The sequence below is a fragment of the Anaeromyxobacter sp. PSR-1 genome (genome assembly GCF_000964525.1).
Lineage (GTDB): Bacteria > Myxococcota > Myxococcia > Myxococcales > Anaeromyxobacteraceae > Anaeromyxobacter.
In genome coordinates, this window is the sequence record NZ_BAZG01000004.1 from 45,200 (window position 1) to 68,351 (window position 23,152).

Consider the following 23,152-nt stretch of genomic DNA (forward strand, 5'->3'; position numbering starts at 1 on the left):
ACGCCATGGGCCTCCTGACCTTCGCGCTCAACGTCACGCTGGACGGGTGTTGCGACCACCGCGAGGGGATCCCCGACGACGAGATGCTCCGCTACTGGACCCGCCGGATGGACGCAGCGGGCGCGATGCTCTTCGGGCGGGTGACCTACGAGCTGATGGAGGACGCCTGGCCGCAGGTGGCGCGCGACCCGAAGGCGAAGCCGGCCGACCGGAGCTGGGCGAGGAAGCTCGAGGCCAAGCCCAAGTACGTGGTCTCGACGACGCGCCGCGACTTCCCGTGGCCCAACACGCATCTCCTCGAAGGGGACCTGACGCGGGCGGTGAAGGCGCTGAAGAAGGCCACGCCGCGCGGGATCCTGGTCGGTAGCCCCCAGCTCTCGGCCGCGCTCCAGCGGCTCGACCTCGTGGACGAGTATCGCTTCGTCGTGCACCCGGTGGTGGCCGGGCACGGTCCCTACCTGTTCCCGGGCTTGCAGCCGTCCGTGCACCTGAAGCTCGTGGCGACGCGGCGGCTGAAGTCGGGGATCGTGACGCTGCACTATCGCCGGCGGTAGGCGCCGAGCCCCTACCGTCCGGCCGGCTCGCGCTCGCGCAGCCAGTCGGCGAACCGGATCCTGCCCAGCGTCCGCCGACCCTGCGGCGTGTCGAGCGCCGCGCGGTAGCCCTCGAGCGTCGAGCGCGTCGACGGTCACCGGCCCCCCCGGCGGAATGACGGGGGTCCGCCGGCCGCGGCTCATGTGCGGAGGATGCTCTCCAGCTTCTTCCCCCTCGCGAGCTCGTCGATGAGCTTGTCGAGGTAGCGGATCTTCTGCATCACCGGGTCGGCGATCTCCTCGACGCGAACCCCGCACACGACGCCCGTGATGAGCCCGGCGTTCGGGTTCAGCCGAGGCGCCTTCGCGAAGAAGGTCTCGAGGTCAACCCCGGAGTCGATGGCGCGCCGGAGCTTCGCGCCGCTGTAGCCGGTGAGCCACGCGATGATCGCGTCCACCTCCTCCTTCGTCCGCCCCTTCTTCTCAGCCTTCTGCACGTAGAGCGGGTACACGCTCCCGAACGACATCGTGAAGACGCGCGGCTTCTCGTCCGTGCTCGCGCGGTCCTTGGCTCGTTGCGCTGGCATCCGTGATCCCTCGCCTGGTTGGCTCGAGGCGCTCGAGACCATGCAGCAGCTCGACGTGGCCGCGCAAGGTCGGGCGCTGCTCGCGGCGGGGGACGGCGGCCCCGGCGGGCGTCCGCGTTCCGCGTGCGTCGGGTGCGACGCGCAGCTATGGGGGAGCGGCCGCGCACCCCATCGCTCGGAGGACCACCATGGACGAGCTGCAAGCACTGATCGAGCGCCAGCGGATCGTGGACCTGATCACGGAACTGTTCGTCTCGACGGATCGCCGTGACTGGCCGGCGGTGATCGGCTGCTTCACGCCGAAGGTCCAGTTCGACATGAGCTCCCTCGGCGGCGCGCCGCCCGCCGAGGTCGCCGCGACCGAGATCGTGGCCGGCTGGGAGCGCGGGCTGGCACCGCTCGCCGCCGTGCATCACCAGGCCGGCAACTTCCAGGTGCGGCTGCGGGGGGACGAGGCCGACGTGCACTGTTACGCGATCGCCTCGCATTACCTGCCGAACCCGACGGGCCGGAACACGCGCGTCTTCGTGGGCAGCTACGACCTCGGCCTCCGAGCGGAGGCCGGGCGCTGGCGCATCCACGCCTTCCGCTTCAACGCGAAGTACGTCGAGGGGAACCTCGAGCTCGAGAAGGCGGCGGCGGGCTCGTGAGGCGGTGAACCCGCGGGCGCCGCGGGAAGACCAAGGATCGAGCTCAGCGCGGCGAAGGGTCTTGACACGAACCTACTAGTTGGTAGATTACCCGGGTCATGGACACCGAGCTTTCCCCCAAGGCTTCCGAGATCGTCGCGTGCGCGCGGTCGCTGCTCGCCTCCGGCGGCTACAACGGCTTCAGCTACGCCGACATCTCGGAGGCGGTGCACATCAGCAAGGCCAGCATTCACCACCACTTCCCGAGCAAGGCCGAGCTCGTGCACACGGTCGTGGTGCAGTACCGCGAGGACGCGCGCGCGGGCATGGCGATGATGGCAGAGCGGACCCCCGACCCGGTGGCGCAGCTTCAGGCATACACGGGCTTCTGGGCAGCGTGCATCCGTGACGGCAGTCTCCCCTTCTGCATCTGCGCCATGCTGGCTGCCGAGCTGCCCGCGATCCCGAGCGAGGTAGCGACCGAGGTCCGCGGTCACTTCTCGGATCTGGCCGGATGGCTCGCATCCGTCCTGGCCAGGGGCGCGGCAGAGGGCGTGATTTCCCTGCAGGCGAGCCCCGCGGCAGAGGCGATGACCTTCATGGCGGTGGTGCACGGAGCGATGCTGTCGGCGCGCGCCCACGGCGACCCGGAGCTGTTCGTCACGATCGTTCAGCCGCTCATGCGCAGGCTGACCTCCCGCTAGCCGACAAGGAAGGAGACAACCCCGCCCCCGTATTTCACTAGATGTGCATGTGCTTCTTTGCCTAATGGCTCTACCAACCAGTAGATAGGAGTTCTATCATGGCTCATCCCCTCTCGCATCTCGGCGTCGTCCACACCGTCATCAGCCTGCCCCCCGTCGTCGCGGGCCTCTACGCCTTCGCTCGCCATCGCACGATCGAGCCGGCGACGCGCTCCGGCAGGATCTACCTCGCCGGACTGGCGCTCTCGGTGTTCACGGCGTTCGGTCTGTCCAGCACGGGCGGCTTCAATCCCGGACACGCCCTCGGCATCCTGGCCCTCCTTGCGGCCTTCGGCAGCCTGCTCGTGCCGCGCTTCTCCTTCCTGGGAAGGCTGCGGCCGTACCTCGCGGCGTTCGGGCTCTCCTTCAGCTTCTTCCTGCTGCTGGTGCCGGGCATCAACGAGACCCTGACGCGCCTGCCGGCGGCGCATCCACTCGCCGACGGCCCGCAGTCTCCGCTGGTGCTCCGCACGCTGCTCGCGTGGCTCGTCACCTTCATCGTGGGCTTCGCGCTTCAGGTCTGGAGCATCCGGTCGCGGCGGCAGGACGCGACCGGTACCTAGGTGGCTCTCGGGCAGCGGCCGCTGGCGAGGTTCTGCCGGGCGTGACGGCGCGAACGACCGTGTTATAGTCCTTATGGGTCAGACACTTCTAGCCAGCGCGGGGCATCATGTACCCCGAACATGGCACCCCAGGCGCAGCCACACGAGGAGGCCTTCCAGGCAGTGACCGCGGCGTTCGCGTCGCTCGGGCGCGTGTGCCTGGCGCTCGACGCCGAGTACCGGATGCGGCACGTCTCTCCGCTGCTCGACGAGCTCCTCGGGCCGGGGGCTGCCGACCGCTACCGCGGCCGCCCCATCACGGAGCTGCTCGGGTGCGAGCTCTTCGGCGTGGAGGGGCCGTTCCGGGCGGCGCTCGCGGCGAACGAGCGTCGCGAGGGCTGGCGCGCGTGGCTCCCGGACGGCGAGGGTGGACGGCGGCCGACGTCCGTCACCGCAGCGCCGCTGCGCCACCTCGGCGGCGCCTGCGATCGAGAGGCCCGCTACCTCATCGTGCTCCGGCCGGCGGATCCGGAGATCGGCGAGCCCGTCGGCCCGGCTCGCTCCACGGGCTTCGTCGCGCGGTCTCCTGCCATGGAGCGCGTGCGCCGCCTCGTCGAGAGCCTCGATCACTCCGATGTCTCCGTGCTGGTCGGCGGGGAGAGCGGCGTGGGCAAGGGCGTCGTCGCCCAGGAGATCCACGCGCGCTCGCACCGGCGCGAGCGGCCGTTCGTGGCGGTCAACTGCGCCGCGCTCCCGGACGCGCTCCTCGAGTCCGAGCTGTTCGGGCACGTGCGCGGCGCGTTCACGGGCGCGCTGCGGGACCGGACCGGCCGCTTCGAGCTCGCCGACGGCGGCACGCTGTTCCTCGACGAGATCGGCGATCTCCCCCTGCACGTGCAGGCGAAGCTGCTCCGCGTGATCCAGGAGCGGGCGTTCGAGCGCGTCGGCGACAGCCGCACGATCACCGTGAACGTCCGGATCATCGCGGCGACGCACCGCGACCTCCGGCGCGAGGTCGAGGCGAGGCGCTTCCGCGAAGATCTGCTGTACCGGCTGCGGGTCTTCCCCCTCGACGTTCCACCGCTCCGCGAGCGCCGCGAGGACGTGGCGCCGCTGGCGCGTCACCTGCTCGCGCGCTCCGCGGCCCGCACCGGCCGCGAGCTGAGGCTGTCGCCGGAGGCGCTGCGCCTGCTCGAGGCGTACCGCTGGCCCGGCAACGTCCGGGAGCTGGAGAACGCGCTCGAGTACGCCGCCACGGTCGCGACCGGACACACGCTCCAGCCGGAGGACCTCCCGTCCGAGGTCACCGGTCCCGCCGCAGAGGCGCCGCGCGTGTCGCCCGACGTGCCGGAGGAGGACGAGGCGCGCGTCGCGTCGAGGCGGCGGGATCCGCCCAGCCGCGAGCGGCTGCTCGCCGCGCTGCAGGAGAACCGCTGGCACATCGGCGACACCTCGCGGGCGCTGTCGATCTCGCGGTCCACGCTCTGGCGCTGGATGCGTGAGCGCCGCGTCGCGCGCTCCTCCTAGCGACGTCGCGTTGCGACCCATTGTCGCGACAGCGCGGGCGTGTCGCCGGCGCCGGCGCCCGAACCTCGCGAAACGACGGGGCATACACCCCATGGCGTGCCCCTTGCTCAAGTGACTCTCAGGCGACGCGACCGCGATGCGGCACGGTTCGGAGCCCGGGCGCGTCGTGCGCGCGGGCTTCGCACCGAGCGGGGGACGTGTGCGCGCTCGCCGGCGTCTGCGCACGGTGCGCCGGCGCCAGCGATCACGAACGAACGTTGGGAGGATGCACATGACGAGACGCACCCTCGCCGTCCTCATCGCCTCCGCCGCCGCGCTGGCCTGCGGCGGCGCGACCGATGGCGGCATGGCCGAGACGACGCAGGCCGCGAGGAGCCCGGGCGGCACGCCGGGCTTCAAGATCCTGGCGAGCAACGACCTCGGGATGCACTGCGCGTGTCCGAGCTTCAGCACCTTCATGCTGCTGCCGCCGTACAACACGATCCGCGCCCAGGTCTTCCAGACCGGGAGCCTCGACCCAGTGCTGCTCGGCGCGAGCAGCCAGTACAAGGTGACCTACGACGTCGTCGAGAACACCGACGCGGGCCTGAAGGCGGACCCGTACTTCGCCAACTGGATCCAGAACGCCCCCAAGCTCTTCCCGGGCTTCGAGCCGGTGCGTGCCGACGGCCGCATCCAGGGGCTCACGGGCGCGACCTTGAGCGGCGACATGGACCTCAAGACCACGGCGGCGACGACCTACTTCGAGAAGGCCGGCATCCCGGCCTATCCCGTCGTGACGGGGACGCCGACGGACATCATGACGGACCCGCTCGGCGGGCCGCAGCGGACGCCGTACCTCACCGGACGGATCAAGGTCGTGGAGACCGCGACCGGCAACGTGATGGCGAGCGACGACGTGACGGTGCCGGTCGCCTTCGGCGGCTGCTGCAACTGCCACGTGAAGCTCGCGGGCGAGTACGGGAAGCCCGCGACGCCGGCGGGGTCGTTCGAGACCATGGGCATGCTGCACGCGCGCGACGCCGGGATCGACTTCTCCAAGCTCGATCCCGACGGCGACGGCGTGGGCGGCCCCATCCGCTGCTCGGTGTGCCACTGGGATCCCGCGATGGGCGAGAGCCAGGCGCCGGGGTTCGCGAGCGTGTACCCGAACTACCAGATCCTCGCGGGCGCCACGTTCACGAAGGCCGACGTGCGCGTCTCGCAGCACTCGTTCTCCGACGTGCTGCACCGGTTCCACGCGCAGAGCTCCGCCGTGCTCACGTCGTACGACGCGAACATCGCCAAGAACTGCTACGACTGCCACCCCGGCAACAACGTGAACTGCTACCGCGACACGCACACGCAGAAGACCAACGCGAGCGGTCAGCCGATCTGGTGCACGGACTGCCACGGGGACCTGAACCAGCGGATCGCGCAGAACCAGATGGCGCAGCCGTGGTCGGAGCAGACGCTGCCCACCTGCGGGCAGTGCCATGGACCGAAGTACGGCGAGCTGTCCTCGACCGACCCGAACTCGCTCAAGCTCGGCATCTTCGGCAAGTACCTGAACTCGAGCGGCCACAAGTTCGACAAGGTGCTCTGCTCGTCCTGCCACGGCTCGCCGCACGGGCTGAACCCGTCGACGCTCGCCAAGGACAACGTGCAGAACATCGCGCTGCAGAACGACGCGCGGGCGATCGGCGTGTGCAACACGTGCCACACCGGCAAGTCGGCGTCCTGGGGAGTGCCGCCGCACTAGCGGCGTGACGGGAGCCGGTCGCGGGGGGCGCGTGCCTCCCGCGACCCGCCTTTCCACGGTCTTTCTCGAAACACGGAGGCGGTTCCGATGACCCGACGGGGCGTGATGGTCTCGGTGGCTGTGGCGGTGGTGTGGGCGGGCTTGCTTGGCGTGCTGGTGCGGCTCGGTCCCCCGCGCCTGGGCAACCCGGCGCGAGGCGCGGCCGCCGGCGGCGCGCCCGACGGAGCGAAGACGCTCGGGTACCTCGAGCAGTGGGCGCGGCGCGATCGCTGGGACCGGTTCCCGGAGTCGCCGTCGTTCGCGTTCTACAACCTGTACGCGACGCGCGCGCTCGGCGGAGCGGTCTCGCCGGAGCTCCGCGCGCAGGTGGTCGAGTACCTTCGCTCCTGCCAGGCGCGCGACGGTGGCTTCACCGCCACGCCCGGGACGGGCGAGTCGCACGTCGTCGCAACGCTCTATGCGCTGCGCACGCTCGCGCTCCTCGGCGCGCTCGACGCGATCGACCGGCCGCGCGCCGTCGAGTTCCTCGCGTCGCTGAAGGCGCGGGACGGGGGCTTCCGCGGCCGCGCGGGCGAGGCGGGCGCATCGCTCGGCACCACGTACCACGCGCTCGCCGGGCTCGAGCTCCTCGGCGCGCTCGATCGCGCGGACCGCTCCGGCGCGGCCGCCTTCGTGGCCTCGCACCGGGCCGCCGACGGGGGCTTCGCGCTCCGGCGCGGCGCAACCTCGTCACCGGTCGCGACGTTCATGGCCGTGCGGTCGCTGAAGCTCGCGGGCGCCCTCGACGCGGCGACGTCCGCCGCCGTCGCGGCCTACCTCCAGGGCTCCCGGTACTCCGGGCGGCTCCGCGAGGGCAAGTTCACCTCGCCCCCCGAGCTGGAGGAGGAGGCGCACGTGCTGGCCGCCCTCGCGGACCTCGGGCGCCTGGATCTCGTCGACCGCGGAGAGGTGGAGCGGTTCGTCTCCAGCCTGTACGTCGCGGAGAACGGCGGTTACGGCCCGCGGCCGGGCCTCGGCACGACGCCGCCGAGCACCTACCACGCCGTCGCGTGCCTCGTCGCGCTCGGGAGGCTGCCCTCGCCCGCGGGCGGATAGGGCCGGCCGCGCCCTGGCGTCGTGCGTGACGGTCCTCGGCTACGCGATCATCGCGGTGCCGACCGGCATCGTGACCGTCGAGCTGGGGAAGGCGACGCCCCCGCACGGCCGCTCAGCCGGCCTCGCCGCGCTTCTGGGCGGCCCTTCGACCATAGGTGATGCCGAGCCGGTTCATCCGGTTCCGCAGCGTGCTCTCGTTCACGCCGAGGAGCTCGGCGGCGCCGCCGGGGCCGTGGATCTTCCCGCCCGTCGCGGCGAGGACGTCCTCGATGTGCGCCGCCATGGCGTCCGCCAGCGTTCGCGGGGGCGCGGGCTCGTGGCGCGACGGCGCGCTCCTCGCCGGCGGCCGCCCCAGCTCCTCGAACGTGAGCTCCCGGCCGCGCCCCGCGCTTCGGACGAGCTCACGCTCGACCACGTTCTCCAGCTCGCGGACGTTGCCCGGCCACGGGTAGGCCTGGAGCCGCGCGAGCGCCCCCGGCGAGATCGCCGGCGTCACACGGATCCCGAGCCCCCGGCGCTTCACCGCCACGAAGTGCCTGACCAGGGCCGGGATGTCCTCCGCCCGCAGCCGGAGCGGCGGGATGTTGATGGGCAGCACGTTCAGCCGGAAGAAGAGGTCTTCGCGGAACCGCCCCTCCGTCACCATCTGCTGGAGGTTCTGGTGGGTCGCGGCGATGACGCGGATGTCCACCTTCAGGGGGCGCGTCCCGCCCACCCGCTCGATCTCGCGGCTCTGCAGGACGCGCAGGAGCCGCACCTGCGCGCCCTTCGGCAGGTCGCCGATCTCGTCGAGGAAGATGGTCCCGCCGTCGGCGCGCTCGAAGCGGCCGCGATGCGCCGCGCGGGCGCCGGTGAACGCGCCCGCCTCGTGCCCGAACATCTCGCTGTCCACGAGCCCCTCGGGGATCGCGCCGCAGTTCACCTTGATGAACGGCCCCTCGCGGCGCGGAGACGCGTCGTGCAGGACGTTGGCGATGACGTCCTTCCCGACGCCGGTCTCGCCCAGCAGGAGCACCGTGCTGTTGAGCGGCGCGGCCTGCCGGACCAGCTCCATCACGCTCCGGAGCCCGGTGCTCCCGCCGATCACCTCGTCGGCGGTCGCGTGGAACAGCTCGCGGTTGAGGAACCGCTTGTCGTCGAGCAGCTCGTCGCGGACCTGGACGAGCTCCTGGTGGGCGAGCGCGTTCGCGAGCGCGACCGCGCACGGGTCCGCGACCGTCGCGAGGAGCTCCGCGTGCGCCGCGGTGTAGCGGCCCTTCCCCGCGGCGCGCAGCAGCAGGAACCCGAGCTGCGTGGACTCCACGCGCAGCGGCACCGCCAGATCCGAGTCGTGCTCCGCCTTCGTGAGGACGCGCATCATGCGCATGTCCTCGCCCGAGGCCTCGTCCATGAGGATGGGCCCGCGCATCGCGTCCGCCCACCGCCAGAGCCGTGCCGGGAGCGGGACGATCGCCGGCTTCACCTGCGTGATGCGCTCGCCGGCGCGCCCGTGGGCCGCGGTCGAGACGCGCGCGATCTGGCGAACCGCGCCCAGCTTCCGGTCGAGCACCTCCAGCCGGAGCTCGTCGAGCGGGACCCTGGCGCGGAGCACCGGGAAGACGCGCTCGATGGCCTTCTGGATGTCGAGCGTGCTGCAGATCCGCAGCGTCAGCTCGCGGAAGAACTGGTCGGTCGGCATGGTCGGATGGCAATCGCCGGATTCGGCGATTCTCGCCAGATCGCCGCATGCGGCGACCCGTGATCGCCTCATCCGGTGATTTCGCCCGACTATCGGCCGTAAGTGCTCGATCCGTCAAGCCCTGCGCGCTGGCGCGAGGATCGCATTGCCACGCCCCATCTGAAGGCAGTTCACCCAACGTATATGGGAGACGACGATGACGAGACGTGCGCTGACACTCGGGCTCGCTGCGATCTTCGCGGCCGCCTCCGTCGCCGGCTGCAGCGGTGACGACGGGGACCCCGGATCGCCTGGGCCGGCAGGGCCTCCCGGCGCCGAAGGGCCCGCCGGGCCGACCGGGCCGCAAGGGCCTGCGGGCGAGTCGCCCGTCGCGCCCGAAGCCACCCAGGCGCGGCTGTACGCCCGGATCACCGCGGTGAGCATCCCCAACGCCGCCACCACCGGCGGCGTCCCCACGGTCACCTACGTGCTCTACCGCGACGCCGCGATGACGAAGCCCGTCACCGCCTGCGCGGGCGGCGCGTCGAGCGGCTACGCGGAGTTCGCGCCGGCCTTCACGATCGCGAAGCTGGTGGACGATCCGGCGAACCCCGGGACGAAGGTCTGGAAGAGCTACCTCAACAAGCTGCTCGTGAACCCCGTGCACAAGGCCGACGTCCCGGTGGCCGCGGTCGAGGCGTCGAGCGCCACGGTCGGCTCCCTCGTCGACCATGGCGACGGCTCGTGCAGCTACACGTTCCAGGCCGACCTCTCGAAGCAGGTGGCGCCGAGCGCCACGGTCGCGGTGACCGAGGCCTACGATCCGGCCGCCGTCACGCGCTTCGCGATCCAGAACAACCTCGCGAACCCGGACGCCACGCGCCCGGTGTTCAACGGTTACGGCGACGTGGTCCCCGCGACCGGCGCGATGGCGACCGCCGACCCGAGGGCGCTCGTGTCCGACGCCGCCTGCGGCGCCTGCCACGTCCAGCTCGCCGTCCACGGCGCGCGGCGGCTCGAGGTCGCGTACTGCGGGACCTGCCACAACCCCAGCATGCTCGACCCGGGCACCCTGTCGACCAACAGCACCACGCTCGACCTCGCCGTCATGATCCACAAGATCCATCAGGGCTCGCGCCTGCCCAGCGTGAGCGGCAGGGACCTCGACGGCACGGCCATCCCCGGCGCCGTGCCGGGGCGCCTGATCATGAACAGCAAGCACGAGTACACCGGCGTGAAGTTCCCGCAGGACACCGGCAGCTGCACCGTGTGCCACGACGTCGCCTCGGGCGCCGGCTCCGACTACTGGAAGACCCAGGCGTCGGTCGCGTACTGCGGCTCGTGCCACGACCGGACGGACTTCGCGAACGCCACGCCGGCGGCGGGCTGGACGGCGCACAGCGCCGGGGTCGTCGCCGACGGGAGCTGCGCGGCGTGCCACGGCGCCGGCAAGTTCGCCGACGCCACGAAGTACCACAGCCTCGCGGCCCCGACCCTCGAGACCGAGGTGGCCTCGCTCCAGATCGTGAAGGTGGAGCAGACCGCGCCCGGCGAGTTCCCCGCCGTCACGTTCAGCGTGAGCAATCCCGCCGCCGCCGGCGCGGCGTTCGACCTCGCGACCGATCCGCTCTGGAAGCTCCCCACCGCCCGCCTCGGCGTCCACGTCGGCTGGTCCACGGTGGAGGGCGCCAACTGGAACAACGCGGGCGCCGGGGCCGCCAAGCCCGGCCAGCCGGTGAGCATCAACGTGCTCGGCGGCGGCGTGCTCCAGGCGGCCGCCGTGAGGAACGCGGACGGCACCTACACGGTCACGTCGCCGACGGCGATCCCCTCCGACGCGAAGGCGGGCGTGGCGGTGCTCGAAGGCTCGCCGAGCAAGGACTCGACGCGCGGCAACCTGAACTACCGGATCACCGCCGCCACGGCCACGTTCCCCATCGGCACCGCCGCCGTCGCCGCGCGCCGCCAGGAGGTGGACGCCGCGAAGTGCAACCGGTGCCACGGGCTCGTGGAGGGCCACGAGGGCAACCGCAGCGGCAACCTCGACTCGTGCGTCGTCTGCCACAACACCTCGGCGACCGACGTGCAGAGCCGCCCGGCCGTGACCATCGACGGCAAGACCGAGCAGTCGCTGCAGTTCGGCGTGATGGTCCACGCCATCCACTCCGGCGCGTCGCTGCCGTACACGCCCGGGATCGTGACGTACCACGGCCCCATCGCCTCCCCGGTCATCGCCGACTTCCGCCCGGGCGGCATGGCGTCGGGCACGTCGATCGGGCGGTGCGACCTCTGCCACGACGACGCGAGCCCGTTCCCGAGCGCCGACGACGTCGGCCTCACCGAGGGCTTCACCACCGGCGGTGACTTCACCAACGCGGACCAGGCGACCTACACCCGCACCAGCCCGATCGCCGGGGCCTGCGGCTCGTGCCACGCGAGCGCCGCCGCGCTGAGCCACATGGCCCAGAACGGCGCGGCCGGCCCGTACACCATCGGCGTCGGCCAGTTCAGCGCGGGGCTCACGCAGCTCGAGCTCGTCGCCGCCCAGACGTCCGGCGGCCCCGGCGCCGAGGCGTGCGCCGTCTGCCACGGCAGCGGGTCGGTCTTCGATCCGGCGCAGGATCACGGGAAGTAGACAGCGGACGGGCGACCACCGCTGAGCGTCGCGAGCGAGGGGGCGGGCCCACCGGGTCCGCCCTCTCCTCATTTCCGCCTCGCGCCAGGCTCACCGGGAGAACCGCTCGAAGCGCTCCATCTCGCGGGAGGGATCCCACTCGCGCCAGGGGCCGGCGAACGGCCACATCCCGAGACGCTTCTGCTCCTCCCGTGTCGACCGCCGTGAGCGCCGCCCGGGCGTCCTCCGCTCAGGCCGCCTCGAGCAGGTGCCAGCTCGGGTGCGCGTTCCGCAGCGGGAGCGGCAGCTTGGACTCGTCATCGGCCGTGGATCAGGCGCAAGCGTGGTAGTCAACCTGTCTGCCGAACCGGATCAGGCCCAGGTCCGACCGGCGATCACCTGACCCGCACCCTCCGAGAGAACGAATCGTACCTCACCGGCGGATGCGCGGGGCCCCGGGGGCTTCACGCGTCGCGTGAGTCCGGTACATCCCTGCAATGCGGATCCTGGGGAGCAGCAGCGTCTACACGCGGCGCGTCGGGCTGCAGATCGGGGTTCCGCTGTCCGCGCTCGACGAGTTCCTCGCGGGCTCGCGCCGCGGCGACGACGCTTCGATCACCCCTTCGCCGCCGCGCCTCGGAGCTCGAGGCCGAGCGCCCGGATGACCTTCATCACGGTGCCGAACTCGGGGTTCCCGCCCGGCGAGAGCGCCTTGTAGAGCCCTTCGCGGGACAGGCCCGTCTTCCGGGCGAGCTGGGACATCCCACGCGCACGAGCGATGTTCCCGAGCGCCGTCGTGATGAAGGCGGGATCGTCGCGGCCCTCCTCGAGGCAGGCATCCCAGTAACGGGCGATGTCCGCCTCCGTCCTGAGGTGCGCAGCCGAGTCCCACTTCTTGAGCTTGAGCTTGCCTGCCATCGGTTGCTCCTACACCTGTTTCGCCAGCTCCTTCGCCCGCTCGATGTCCTTCGCCTGCGTCGCTTTTCCGCCACCGACCAGCAGGATCACGACCTCGCTTCCTCGCTGCAGGAAGTACACGCGATACCCGGGGCCGTAGTCGATCCGCATCCCCGACACGCCCTCGCCCACCGGCTTGCAGTCGCCCAGGTTCCCGGACTCTGCACGGTCGATGCGCGCCTGGATGCGTGCGGCCGCCTTCCGGTCCCGGAGACGCTTCGAACCACCTGTCGAAGACGGGGGTGGTGAAGATCGCCGGCACCTCACCACGTTAACCATGGTTCACACTGGAGTCAACCATGGTTCACGGGCTCGCATCCGCATGAGGACCGCGCGTCGCACTCATCTCGTCCGGAATGATGCGCCTTGCGGGCGGAACTCGGGCGGCGCGCCCAACATCGTCATCCGGCTCGCTGATGCTCGGCGCCCCACCTCGCACGCGCGCCCGACGCTGCATGGTTCGTGAATTCGCGGTCAGCGGCGTGGCGTGCCCGTGGCGCGCGGACCGATCACGAACCGTAAACGACGAAGCCCCCGGGCCTCCAGTTTACGCTGGAGATCCAGGGGCTTCGAAAGTCGGGGAGACAGGATTTGAACCCGGCCGGCACTGTTCGGACAACTACGCGACGACCCACGCCTTTTCGTCGTTTTCCCTGTCCAGACGGCCGTTTCCGGGTTCAGTCCTGTGCCCCAGAGTGCCCCGTCTCGTCCCCGCGTTGCCCCAACATTTGGGAGACATTGAGGAGACGGTCCGTTGGTCACTCGTTGCGCGGCGGCGGCGCTCGCGCCCGTCCGGGCGACGCGTACGCATCGACGGTCAGCCGGCCTACCAGAGGTGGCGGTCCCAGAAACTTCTGTCGCGAAGATCCGGCTGCTCTCCCTTGTACTTCGACGCATACCATTCGAAGAACTGGGAGGACCGTTCGCTCGAATCGAGCCACTTTCGCAGGTCATAGATCACCCCTGCAGCCGCCTTCACCAGCGGCTTGTCATGGTTCGGACGGAGTCGATCCTCCTGGTTCGTGAGCTTCACCTCCTTGTAATCGAGAGCGCTCTTCACTTCGGCGTCCCACGACTCAGGGGAGTAGTCCTCCCCGATTTCCTCGGAGAACAGCGCCGCACGCGCAGTCGGAGAGAGCCGCTCGATGGCTGTGTTGGCGCTGGACACCAAAGACCTGAATGCATCCGCCTCTCCGAGGTCCGCGAACACGATGGCGTCCACTTCGGCTTTGTCTTTCGCGGCCTTCAACTTTGCAATGAGTGCTTCACGTGAAGCGATTTCGCTCTTCGCCGCCTTCAACGCGGCGACGTACTCCTTCAGCTCCGTTTCGACCTTGTCGAGCTGCTCGCGAGGGACCACGGGCGACTGACTGACCTGCTTTAGCGTCTCATCGAGGGAGCCCAGAAAATCGTCGCGGCGCTCGCACCAGCGCGGCGTGCCGTGCGGACTCTCGATGCTAAGTCGCTTGATCAACTCGTCCCGGAGCTCGTCGAGGTCCTTTTCGTTCTCGATTTTGAGTGCCTGCAACCCGTTGAGAACGGCCTTCATCCCGGAGTACGTAGCCGGTGGAACCAACACCGGGATGAAGTCCTTCGATGTCAGCCACGCTCCGCCCAGTTCGCACATACAGAACGCGCTGTTGTAGTAGTTGTCGGAAATCAGGGCGACAACCGTGTCGGCATCGTTCAGGTTGTTCTTGATCGAGTCCTTGAACTCGGCACCGGGCTTGATCCCCTGCCCCTTTTCGGAAGAGCAGAATATCTGCTTCGCGGGCACTCCGACGCCGCCCTCCAACAGCTTGCCAAATTCCTTGACGAGAGCCGCATCGGCAGCGGCATGACTTATAAAGAGCTTACCCATAATCGCGTTCGTTCCTAACGTTGGCGGTTGGCAGTCTGCACCAGAGTGACGCGCGGCCGATACAGCGTGTCTAACCAAACACGATGTGCTCCGTGAATGCCCTCGTCGAGTACTCGCGCACTCTGGCGACGGCGCCGCGCCGATTCAGTGCAGCGACGAGCCCCGGCCATGGGTGGTCATAAGAGTTCCTGCCGTAGGGCAGCACCCAGCTGATCCCATGAAGTTCCTGCTTTAGGAGATGTCCTGCGAAGTTGTGCTTTGAGCCGTGGTGTGGAACGACGAAAGCTCCGACATACCTGAAAACCTGCCCGAAGCACCGGGCAAAAGCCTCGACTCGCTTCTGCCTTATAAACACGCAGTCGCCGGTGCCGATCCACGCCGGCCGATCGTCGTCGTCGTCGTCCCACCAGTAGCCATCCTTCTTGAAGAACCTCGTGCTCCTCGCGCCTGCGCCCGACCACGCTGGACCAGAGTAGAGCGCCATCGAGGCGAGATTCTTGTCCTCGCGGATCATTTCGTACGCGTCGCCTAGCTCAGCTCGCCTCCGCTTATCGGAGAGCGCCTTCTTGAGCGCGGTGAAGAACCTCCGACTGTGCGGTTGGCGCAGAACCGGGACATTCAGGAGTACGGAGACGCGCTTCGCGAACTCGCTGAGCCGATCTCTCTCAGGATGCGTGTACGGCACGAGTTGCCAAATTACGAGATGCTTGAGGACGGCGTGGAGCGCGTCGCCGGCGCTCACGACCTGTGACTTCGTCGGCAGCCCAGGGTTTTCGGTGCAGTCGTCCTCAGTCGCCGTCCGCGCGCCATCCAGTCCGACTCGCCGCTCGCGTTTGCGGCGTTCGGGGGGAATGTTCTCAGGAACTCGCACTGGGGACGGTCCGTCTGGTCCCGCCGGCAAGACGAACACGACGTTACTCGTTCCCCGATCGGTGAACCACCGGGCCGGGTTCGCGAGCAAGGCGAAGTAGCTCTCGGTCAACGTACCGGCAGCGCACGCTTGCGCAACGAGCAGGAGCCGATCCCACGGATGCAGATACGGCACAACGACGGTCTCGGCGTCATGCGAGGCCAACAACTGCTCGACGCCGTTCACGTGGTCGTTGTCTAAGTGCGAAAGCGCGAGCACGTCGATGTTCTGTCCGCGACCCATCTCCTGTGAGTACGCGTCCACTTCGCGCGACAGTGCACGTAGTTGAACCGATCCGCAGTCGTACACATATCGGAACTCATCGCCATCGACCCTGATGCCGCACGTGTGGAAGCCGCCTTGGCCTACGGGTCGCTGCACACGCTCTACTTCGATCATCAAACCACCTCCTACTCTCTCGACGTGCTTGTCCTGGGGCGGCCGACACTGCGCGCACCAGCGAAGCACACCCGCACGGTTGTTCGCCAACATTTCTTGCGTAGTTCCGACGCGCCTTCGCCGAAGCCACGCGAATGCGGCGGATTCTTGTGGCCTCTGCGCCACACCGAGTGGGTCTCGCAGCGCTCGACGCGCAGCAGCTACCGGACCCGACACGTCCCGAAACGCCGGGGCCGGGAACGACCACATCGAGTTCCGAGCATTTGCACGGGCCTCGGTCGCAATCACTCACACGGCACGCGAGATCTACTTCGAGACGTCTTCCCACTGCTTCAGCAGTGCATCCAACCTCTTCTCATTAGGCACGATGATGAGTCGGTCCTTGACCGGGACTGCGGTACGGAGGAAGCGAATGCCGGCAGTCCCGTGAACCGACGAAATCTTGGCAAGTAGAATGTCGAGGTACTTCAGCACCAGCTCCCAGACGGGCGCGCCGACAACAAGGCTTCTCAAGTGAGTAACAATCACCCGGAGCGTCACCCCGCGGTCCGCCCCCTTGCGAAACAGCTCATCTGATGCAGCGGCATAGTCGGTCACAGGACGCATGCCGAGTACGAGAAAGTCGAGGAAGACGACCCGAATCGTGAGACGCCTATAGCCGAAGGTCAGCAGCAGCCGCATAGCATCCGCATACGCAGCGTCATCGATCAACCTTGCCTCATGATCCGCCATGAGCAGAGCATTCGTACTGAACGCCATGATGCCGTAGCGCTCCCGAGCAACCAGTCGCACTACTGCATCATCGCTGTAGAGCGCGACGCGCTCGGCTTCTCTTGACTCTGCGATGAGCATCGCGTCAACGCATGCGGGTCCGATCACATCCGCCATCTCGTTGCGCTCGAACGACGAATACGTCCTCGGCTCCCCGAGTCGCTGACAGTGCTGCTCGCAAAACGCGAGGAGTTTCCCCAGAAACTCGGACTGACTCGCGAGGACCTCGGGAGGAGTAGTTGTACCGATCAGCCGCCCCTCCTCGTAATGCATCGACTTGGCTCCGCCACGAGCGCGGGCCTCCTCGACCCTTTGTCTGCACTCATGCAGCTCGTCGTACGTGCGCTGTGGCACCAGAACGCGAGCGAAGCGCGCGCTGAGGCGGTCGTTCCAGTTGAGCGCTCCGAGGGTAAGCAACGTCAGGGTGTCGAGGACGACCGCGCCTGCCCGCTTCAGGTCAGCCGATTCCGCGGACGTCTCCTGAATCGTATTTTGGTTCGAGAAGATCGCAACCCCGGTCAGTGCCAGCGACCCCCAGGTCTCAAAAGCGTTTCTACCGAAGAGCCGGACCAACGTCCCGAAGGGAAGATCGCGAGTTTTTGCGAACTCGATCGCGCTCTCAGTCGTTTCCCGTGCTCGCCGGAGATGCTCCTTCAGCTCTGCCGCGTCCTCTCCGATCGTTAGTTTTGCGATGGGCGATGTTCCGGGGAACATCAGCGGCGCCGTCTCGATCGCGGTCTGGGCCGCATACACCTCGGGACGCGTGATCGCGAGCACCTTCGCAGTCACTTTCGAACCGCCCACAACGGTGCCCCATTCGATCATGTCGTCTACTCGCCGCCCGAGGACACGCCTGCCGCCCTCCGAGTCAGCCGAAAGTCGATCGAGGCCCAAGTCTTCGTCCGATTGCCCCACATAGAAGGAGCGCTCGTCGCCTGTCGAAAACGCCAGTTTCACAATGACGCCGTCTGTGACCTCATCGGCATTGAGCCAGGGCTTGTCACGTTCTGGAATCATGAAGAACAGCGACACGTACGCAAACAGTACGTCCGCAGACTTTCGCCCCTTCTTCCATGCGGCGAAGCCGGTCCGAATGGCGCGGTGAGGCTCCCCAACGCGCCTGTCCAGCTCGGCGGCCATGAGAAGCTCTCTAGGCTCCAGCGCCCGCCGGTCGAGCGCGTCGAGAACGCGGCGCGCCGTGACTATGCTGCCGAGCCGGTATTCGCATCGCGCGACAGCGAGCTGATAACGCCTGTCACCAGGCGCCCTAGTGGCCAACTCCTCCCAGTCGGTCTTCGCGCCCTCGACATCATGACGCAGCTCACGAATCACAGCCTCAGCATGGAGAAGCGGAACATCGATCCTTCCTTCGCGCCGCGCTTCCGATGCGAGTAGAAGGATCTTCTCCTCGTCGTCCGCCGAGCGCCGTTCGAGCAGCACGTTCAGGTACGGTCCAACGATGAAGGACGGAGTGGAGGACGTGATCGCTAGGAGCTCGAATGCACGGAGCGCGACGTTTAAGTCTCCGCACGAGTGCGCAAGTCGAGCGATCGTGAACACGTCGGGCGGTGTCGGAGCGAGCGATAGCGCTTCGCTGAGCAACTGCACAGCGCTCTGGAACTCATGCCTCGCAGCCAAGACGCGAGCCCGCACCAACAGCTTCTTCAGGTGCTCCCCTTGCCAGGTTGAGAGCAACTGCTCGACGTCTTCGAGCGAGTCAACCGCGATCGCTTTTTGAACAAGCACGTCGATGGTCAGGTACGAGGCACTGGATAGATCGGTGTACCGCCGCACGTACTCCGCCAACCCACCATAGCTGGCACTTCTATTGACCCCCGCGTACGCGGCAGCGACGATCGCCACAGCCTCATCGTCGTGCTGCGACGCGAGCTTCTCGGCGACGGTAAGTGCTAGTTCAGGGCGCCCACTGATCAGCGAGATGTTCGCGGTCGTGATCGCGACTTCTCGCGACTCAGCGTCGAGTCGAAACGCTTCGAACGCTTGCTCTCTCGCTTCATCGGACCGCTCCAGCGCCATCAGGGCACTCGCGCGGGACGTCATGTACTCCACCGCTTCTCGTGCCTTCCCTGCTTGTCTGGCGAGCGGGATGCAGCGCGCGTACGCTGACGCCGCGTGTTCGAGGTCCGACGTGACTTCCGCCGTGAACACGCCGGAGTGGATGCGATGCTCCGCGCGTGCAGCGTGCGCCAGGGCTTCAACCGCGAACGTTCCGAGGACTGGGTCTTCTTTCGCGAGATCGTCCGCAATCGCTACTGCATGATCGAATCGCTTCAGCCGAACGAGCGAAACGATCAGGGCTCGCCTTGCGTCCGGCGTCGCCGCCCGCGACGCGACTCTAGGCTCGACAAGGGCGACGACATCTTCGTCGCGTCCAGAGATGTGTAAGACGTGGGCTCTTGTCGTGGCGAAGAGTTCGTTCGAAGGTTCGCGGCGACACAGCGCCTCGCTAGCAGAGAGCGCACCTTCTACGTCGCCTTCTAGCGCGAGCCCCAGCGCGCGATTACGCTGCGCTCGCGGATGCGTTGGGTCTTGCTCGAATGCCCTCCGAAACAGGGCAGTCGCCTCGGCGATATACCCCAACTGGAGAGCCAACGATGCGCGCTCCAGAGTTACGTCCGCACGAGCACGCGACGTAAAACCGGGTCCGTGCGTGGACCCGTCGAACACGGACCAGGCAATCCGAGCTTCGGGTAGAGGGTCGTCCTTGTGTAGCTCTTTGAACCGTGAGACCTGCTCGTCCGCGGGTTCCGCGAGTCTGCTTACTATTTGCTCCAGCGTAGCGGTTATGTTGGCTTGCCCTGCCTCGCTGCGGGCCAAGTAGCCTTCTACCACCGCATATCGAGACTCGCTCTTGCGCTCATGGTGGGTGAGTGCAACGTCCGACTTGCCCGCCAGCAACTGTCGATCGAGTTCCTCGAGGAGGAAACGAAGAATTTCGGATGCGGCGGGTTCAGCGGGTTCTGCGGGGCTGACATACAGGTCCGTGATTCGCACGTAATCCGCTGCCAACGGCGACAGGTCCGGCGTCACCCGCGTCGCCGCTGTCGTGAGCGCTTCCTGCGTGGACTCGGCCCCGAGGAACGCGTTCAACTGGTTAGCGATGTTCGGAAAACGCGATTCGAAACGCCGAACCGTAGCGCGAACGGCGACTGTTATCGGTGAATCGGGGTCGCCAGCGAGCCACGACTTCACCGTCCCCGCCGAGCGGATCGCGCCGACGAACGTGCTCAGGTGCTTCAGTGCTGCGATCAGTTCGATGCTCATCGCCCCCCCTATTGGACACGGCGAGCGCACCGTTCCGTGGCGGCGCATTGTTGCATACACCTCTGACTCGCGGGTGCGTCGCAGCACAGGTTGGTAGACGCCACTGATGCCATGGGCGATCGTGTTCGGGCCGAGTGCCCCGACCGGGACCTGCGACATGGAGGACGAATGCCTCTCGCCCAAGTGACTTCGATCCAACTCACCGCGGTAAGGGCGCTGCTAATGCACTCGACTTCCGCGATCGGCGAAGGTGGCCCTGTCGGCGCTTCGGTTGCGATGCTTGTTGCCGACGTCGCGCTCGAGACCCTCTTAAAGCAAGTCCTTGTAGACCAAGGGATCAAGGTCCCGGACCGAGCCGACGTCCACGAGCTTACGAAGGCTCTGATCCAGTCGAAACCGCAGCTCGCGTCGGTACCAGAGCTTCAGATCGCGCGGCGCATGCGCTCGGCGCGTAACCCTGTGCAGCACGCCGGGTTCGCTCCGAACGAAGCGACCGCTTCAGCCCATCTCCGAGACGCGGAAGCTTTCGCCGACATGATCACGCGCGAGTTCTACGGGACGGAGCTTGCGCAGATTTCCGTTGCGGCTCTGATACAGGAGCCGAACTTGCGAGGAGCGCTCGAAGCAGCCGCGGCGTCGGCTCACGGCGGAGATCTCGACTCGGCATGCATTCAGTTGGCCGCGGCCTTCGGGCTGCTCTTCGCGCGTTGCGGCTACTGGGTCCGCCGCGTGATGGGGGTCACGGACGTCGAAGAACGCTTCACATCCGGGCGGGCACATCCGGCGGTGTTGAGCGTGTTCGGCGCAGAGGGCGTCACACCGAACACGGATGAACACCAGACGTGGCGCGAAATCACGCTCGTCTCGCTGGGCATCCCCCTCCCGGATCTTCTCTCACTGAAGGGCGTCGAGATGTATGCGGAGGAAGTACTCAGAGCACGTAAAGACGGCACGAGCGTGTCTGCTGAGCCCCCGTCGGTCGGCGCAATTCGGCATGCCATCGACGTGCTCGCGCGCCACGTATGGCGGCTCGAAACCGCTCAACCTGCACTCGTCGAGAGTAGTCAGCATCAACCAACAGGTTGAGGGGCGATCAGAGGCGTGTCGCGCCCTTCCCCAGGTTGCAGTCCGAACACGCCGTCCGCAAATTGTCCAGCTTCGTCAGCCCGCCCGATGAGAACGCCTCAACGTGGTCGATGTGCAGCACGACCTCGGGAGGCTTCCGCCCGCAATACGTGCAACGGAAGTCGTCGCGCCGGAGCACCTGAAATCGCAGTGTGAGCGGGACCGTCCGAGAGCCGCGCCCGGAGCGCGCGCCAGGTCGCGAACCAGGCGCCTCGCGCTCAGTCGAACTGAGCCACTGGCGCCGCGCTTCGTCGGTGTCGAGGACGAACCAGCTCTCGCCGCGGCTGCGTCCCTCCGGCAGGAAGGCTTCGTCAAGCCAGTGCTCGTCGCCGAGATAGACGGTAAGACCGAAGAACGCGGGAGGCAGCTTCGTCCAGTAGTCATTCAGTTCGTGGAGCTTGAACCCTACCGTGCTCGCACGAAGAAGCTCAGGCGTGCAGCGTTCGAACTGACGGACCCCCGTCACAGTCGCGACGGCGACGACAGGTCCACCGGACCACTTCATCCAAACCTTCTCGCCGGTTCCGATTCTCCCCCAAGGCACTGGCGGGCGCGCAGCGTGCGTTTGAGTGAAGATCCCGACTTCGGGCCGCGCGCGCGTGCCCGCGACGTAATCTTCGCGGCGGATGACGAGGTGTTCCCTGTCCATACTCGCCTCCGCACCTCCGGCCACCCCACGCTGACCGAGTTGCCGTTACTCAGCGCGCGTGATCTCGCGGTGCGCGCCATAGCGAAGAACGACACCGTGTTCTGCGAGAAGGTCCACAAGGTCCATACCGGCGACGAGCTGGATTCGCACGTCTCGGGCTGCCTCCTCGCGAGCCTGCGGCGTGAAGTCTGCGGTCGTGACGAGGAGCCCCTTCACGAAACGCCCAGTAGCTACGGTTCCGATCAGCTCCCGAACGACGCGAGGTCCCACCGGATGGCTGTATCTCTTCACCTGTACGGCTATCGGCTCGTTGTGCTGTCCGGGAGCAGGACGTTTCGCGGTGATGTCAATTCCGCCGTCCCCCGTCCCTCCCACGACGCGCACGTCTGTCCAGCCGAGCTTCCCGCACAGCGCCGCGACGAGTTCCTCAAATCGGCGCGGGTCCAGCTTCTCCAGCCACGCACGGAACTCCTGCTTCGCAAGCGCGTTGTGCCGTCGAACTCGCGCCTCGATTTCTCCGGCGAGGTCCGGGAGCACGGGGCCGTCCTTCGTCGGTGCCAGCGACTCCGTGATGTACTTGCGCCACTGGATGAGGGTCGCTGCGCGTCGGACCGCCGTCGAGTACGAAAGACCGGTGAGCGCCTGGAGCCTCTTCGCGATCTCGTCGTGCGGGAGTTCCTGCCCGAGGAAGAACGAGGCGAAAGGTTTCAGGGCGCGTGCGCCCCGCATCGCTTCAAGGAAGCATGCGCGTTCTTCGCGCGATCCCTCCGCCGTCCCTAGAAGTTCGCGCCCGAGATCCGTCAGCGAGAGCTCATTCTCAGAAACCCGCACGAGGCCGAGAATGGTTGCAGCTTGCCTGTAGTAGGCGAAGTGCCGGTCGTCAACGCCGAGCATTTCGAGAAGCGCGGCCGTGTCGCGAACGCCGTCGCGAACCGCTGCTGCGAGCTGGCGGACGTTCTCCAGCTTATTCGCCTGAGGCACGTCCGCGGTCCGGTGAAGGCGCTCGAGGTGTTCGGCGCGTCGAGATCGGGGGCGCTCGCTCATCCGGCGAATCCTCTCACGGTGCGGCGGAGGAGCAAGATCGGGCAGCGTTCCCGATATCACGCGATGTCGCATTGGGGTTCTGCGCGATTAGCGGCACCGCTCCCAGACTTGGGCTGGTGGGGCGGCGCTCCTCGACGCGCTCGGTCGCCGGCCGGTGGCTCCCGGTGCCGGACGCCGGCGTTCCTCGACGACGCCCCGGTCGCCGGCAGGCTGCGCGCGCCGGGACCGGCATTCCTCGACGGCGGCCGGGCCCGCGGGCTAGTGGCTCCCGGTGCTGACGCCGGCGTTCCTCAACGGCGCCCCAGTCTCCGACCGGCGGGTCCCGGTGCCGACGCCGGCGTTCCTGAACGGCGCCCCGATCTCCGACCGGCGGCCACGGTCCCGACGCCTGCTCGACGAGGCCTCGACGAGCAGCGGCGGCGTCGTTCTGGTGCGTGCTGCCGGCACAGCCTCCACCGAACTCGCGGCGCGTGCCGCGCGGGC

General features: G+C 68.0%; 18 protein-coding genes. 9 read left to right on the forward strand and 9 right to left on the reverse strand.

Annotated elements, in window-relative coordinates:
* Nucleotides 1-5 precede the first annotated feature (5 nt).
* Nucleotides 6-554, forward strand: coding sequence for a dihydrofolate reductase family protein (locus PSR1_RS01440; RefSeq protein WP_059435866.1), 549 nt, complete (start codon nt 6-8; stop codon nt 552-554).
* 179 nt (nt 555-733) lie between these two features.
* Here the strand turns inward: PSR1_RS01440 and PSR1_RS01445 are convergent, their stop codons facing one another.
* Nucleotides 734-1,120 carry a DUF2200 domain-containing protein gene (locus PSR1_RS01445; RefSeq protein ID WP_059435867.1) on the reverse strand — a complete coding sequence of 129 codons (387 nt, stop codon included), beginning with the start codon at nt 1,118-1,120 and terminating at the stop codon, nt 734-736.
* Between the two features lie 188 nt (nt 1,121-1,308).
* Here PSR1_RS01445 and PSR1_RS01450 point away from each other — a divergent pair, with 188 nt between their 5' ends.
* The 6 genes from PSR1_RS01450 (at nt 1,309) to PSR1_RS01475 (ending at nt 7,397) form a co-directional block, all read left to right on the forward strand.
* Entirely contained in the window at nt 1,309-1,770 is a 462-nt protein-coding gene (locus PSR1_RS01450) for a nuclear transport factor 2 family protein (protein WP_059435868.1), read from the forward strand.
* 98 nt (nt 1,771-1,868) lie between these two features.
* Nucleotides 1,869-2,453, forward strand: a complete 585-nt coding sequence (locus PSR1_RS01455) for a TetR/AcrR family transcriptional regulator (RefSeq protein ID WP_059435869.1) — start codon at nt 1,869-1,871, stop codon at nt 2,451-2,453.
* 98 nt (nt 2,454-2,551) lie between these two features.
* Complete coding sequence (locus PSR1_RS01460; RefSeq protein ID WP_059435870.1) at nt 2,552-3,055, forward strand: hypothetical protein; 504 nt, start codon at nt 2,552-2,554, stop codon at nt 3,053-3,055.
* Nucleotides 3,056-3,175: 120 nt separating this feature from the next.
* Entirely contained in the window at nt 3,176-4,561 is a 1,386-nt protein-coding gene (locus tag PSR1_RS01465; RefSeq protein ID WP_059435871.1) for a sigma-54-dependent Fis family transcriptional regulator, read from the forward strand.
* Between the two features lie 271 nt (nt 4,562-4,832).
* On the forward strand, nt 4,833-6,302 hold the full coding sequence (locus PSR1_RS01470; RefSeq protein WP_059435872.1) for a hypothetical protein: 1,470 nt from the start codon (nt 4,833-4,835) through the stop codon (nt 6,300-6,302).
* Between the two features lie 87 nt (nt 6,303-6,389).
* Entirely contained in the window at nt 6,390-7,397 is a 1,008-nt protein-coding gene (locus PSR1_RS01475; protein WP_082100085.1) for a prenyltransferase/squalene oxidase repeat-containing protein, read from the forward strand.
* Nucleotides 7,398-7,509: 112 nt separating this feature from the next.
* On the opposite strand, the gene PSR1_RS01480 is transcribed toward PSR1_RS01475, so the two are convergent.
* Nucleotides 7,510-9,075 (reverse strand): sigma 54-interacting transcriptional regulator, encoded by a 1,566-nt coding sequence (locus tag PSR1_RS01480; RefSeq protein WP_059435874.1) that lies wholly within the window; start codon nt 9,073-9,075, stop codon nt 7,510-7,512.
* A gap of 415 nt (nt 9,076-9,490) precedes the next feature.
* On the opposite strand from PSR1_RS01480, the gene PSR1_RS01485 reads away from it, so the two are divergent.
* Nucleotides 9,491-11,689, forward strand: coding sequence for an OmcA/MtrC family decaheme c-type cytochrome (locus PSR1_RS01485; protein ID WP_059435875.1), 2,199 nt, complete (start codon nt 9,491-9,493; stop codon nt 11,687-11,689).
* A 594-nt stretch (nt 11,690-12,283) separates the two neighbouring features.
* Here PSR1_RS01485 and PSR1_RS01490 read toward each other — a convergent pair.
* The 5 genes from PSR1_RS01490 to PSR1_RS23680 all read right to left on the reverse strand — a co-directional run bounded on the left by PSR1_RS01490 (nt 12,284) and on the right by PSR1_RS23680 (nt 19,851).
* Complete coding sequence (locus PSR1_RS01490; RefSeq protein ID WP_059435876.1) at nt 12,284-12,586, reverse strand: addiction module antidote protein; 303 nt, start codon at nt 12,584-12,586, stop codon at nt 12,284-12,286.
* A 9-nt stretch (nt 12,587-12,595) separates the two neighbouring features.
* Nucleotides 12,596-12,904, reverse strand: a complete 309-nt coding sequence (locus PSR1_RS01495) for a type II toxin-antitoxin system RelE/ParE family toxin (protein WP_202813214.1) — start codon at nt 12,902-12,904, stop codon at nt 12,596-12,598.
* 547 nt (nt 12,905-13,451) lie between these two features.
* Nucleotides 13,452-14,486: a toll/interleukin-1 receptor domain-containing protein gene (locus PSR1_RS01500; RefSeq protein ID WP_059435877.1), complete on the reverse strand. Its 1,035-nt coding sequence runs from the start codon at nt 14,484-14,486 to the stop codon at nt 13,452-13,454.
* Between the two features lie 70 nt (nt 14,487-14,556).
* A complete protein-coding gene (locus tag PSR1_RS01505; protein WP_059435878.1) occupies nt 14,557-15,795 on the reverse strand; it encodes an MBL fold metallo-hydrolase in 1,239 nt (412 codons plus the stop codon).
* Nucleotides 15,796-16,101: 306 nt separating this feature from the next.
* Entirely contained in the window at nt 16,102-19,851 is a 3,750-nt protein-coding gene (locus tag PSR1_RS23680) for a GreA/GreB family elongation factor (protein ID WP_160308988.1), read from the reverse strand.
* A 222-nt stretch (nt 19,852-20,073) separates the two neighbouring features.
* Between PSR1_RS23680 and PSR1_RS01520 the strand changes: the two genes are divergently transcribed.
* Complete coding sequence (locus PSR1_RS01520; RefSeq protein WP_160308989.1) at nt 20,074-20,937, forward strand: HEPN domain-containing protein; 864 nt, start codon at nt 20,074-20,076, stop codon at nt 20,935-20,937.
* 7 nt (nt 20,938-20,944) lie between these two features.
* Here the strand turns inward: PSR1_RS01520 and PSR1_RS01525 are convergent, their stop codons facing one another.
* Together PSR1_RS01525 and PSR1_RS01530 are read right to left on the reverse strand one after the other, a co-directional pair.
* On the reverse strand, nt 20,945-21,625 hold the full coding sequence (locus PSR1_RS01525) for an HNH endonuclease (protein WP_082100087.1): 681 nt from the start codon (nt 21,623-21,625) through the stop codon (nt 20,945-20,947).
* A gap of 45 nt (nt 21,626-21,670) precedes the next feature.
* Nucleotides 21,671-22,669: a restriction endonuclease gene (locus PSR1_RS01530; RefSeq protein ID WP_059435883.1), complete on the reverse strand. Its 999-nt coding sequence runs from the start codon at nt 22,667-22,669 to the stop codon at nt 21,671-21,673.
* Between the last annotated feature and the right edge of the window lie 483 nt (nt 22,670-23,152).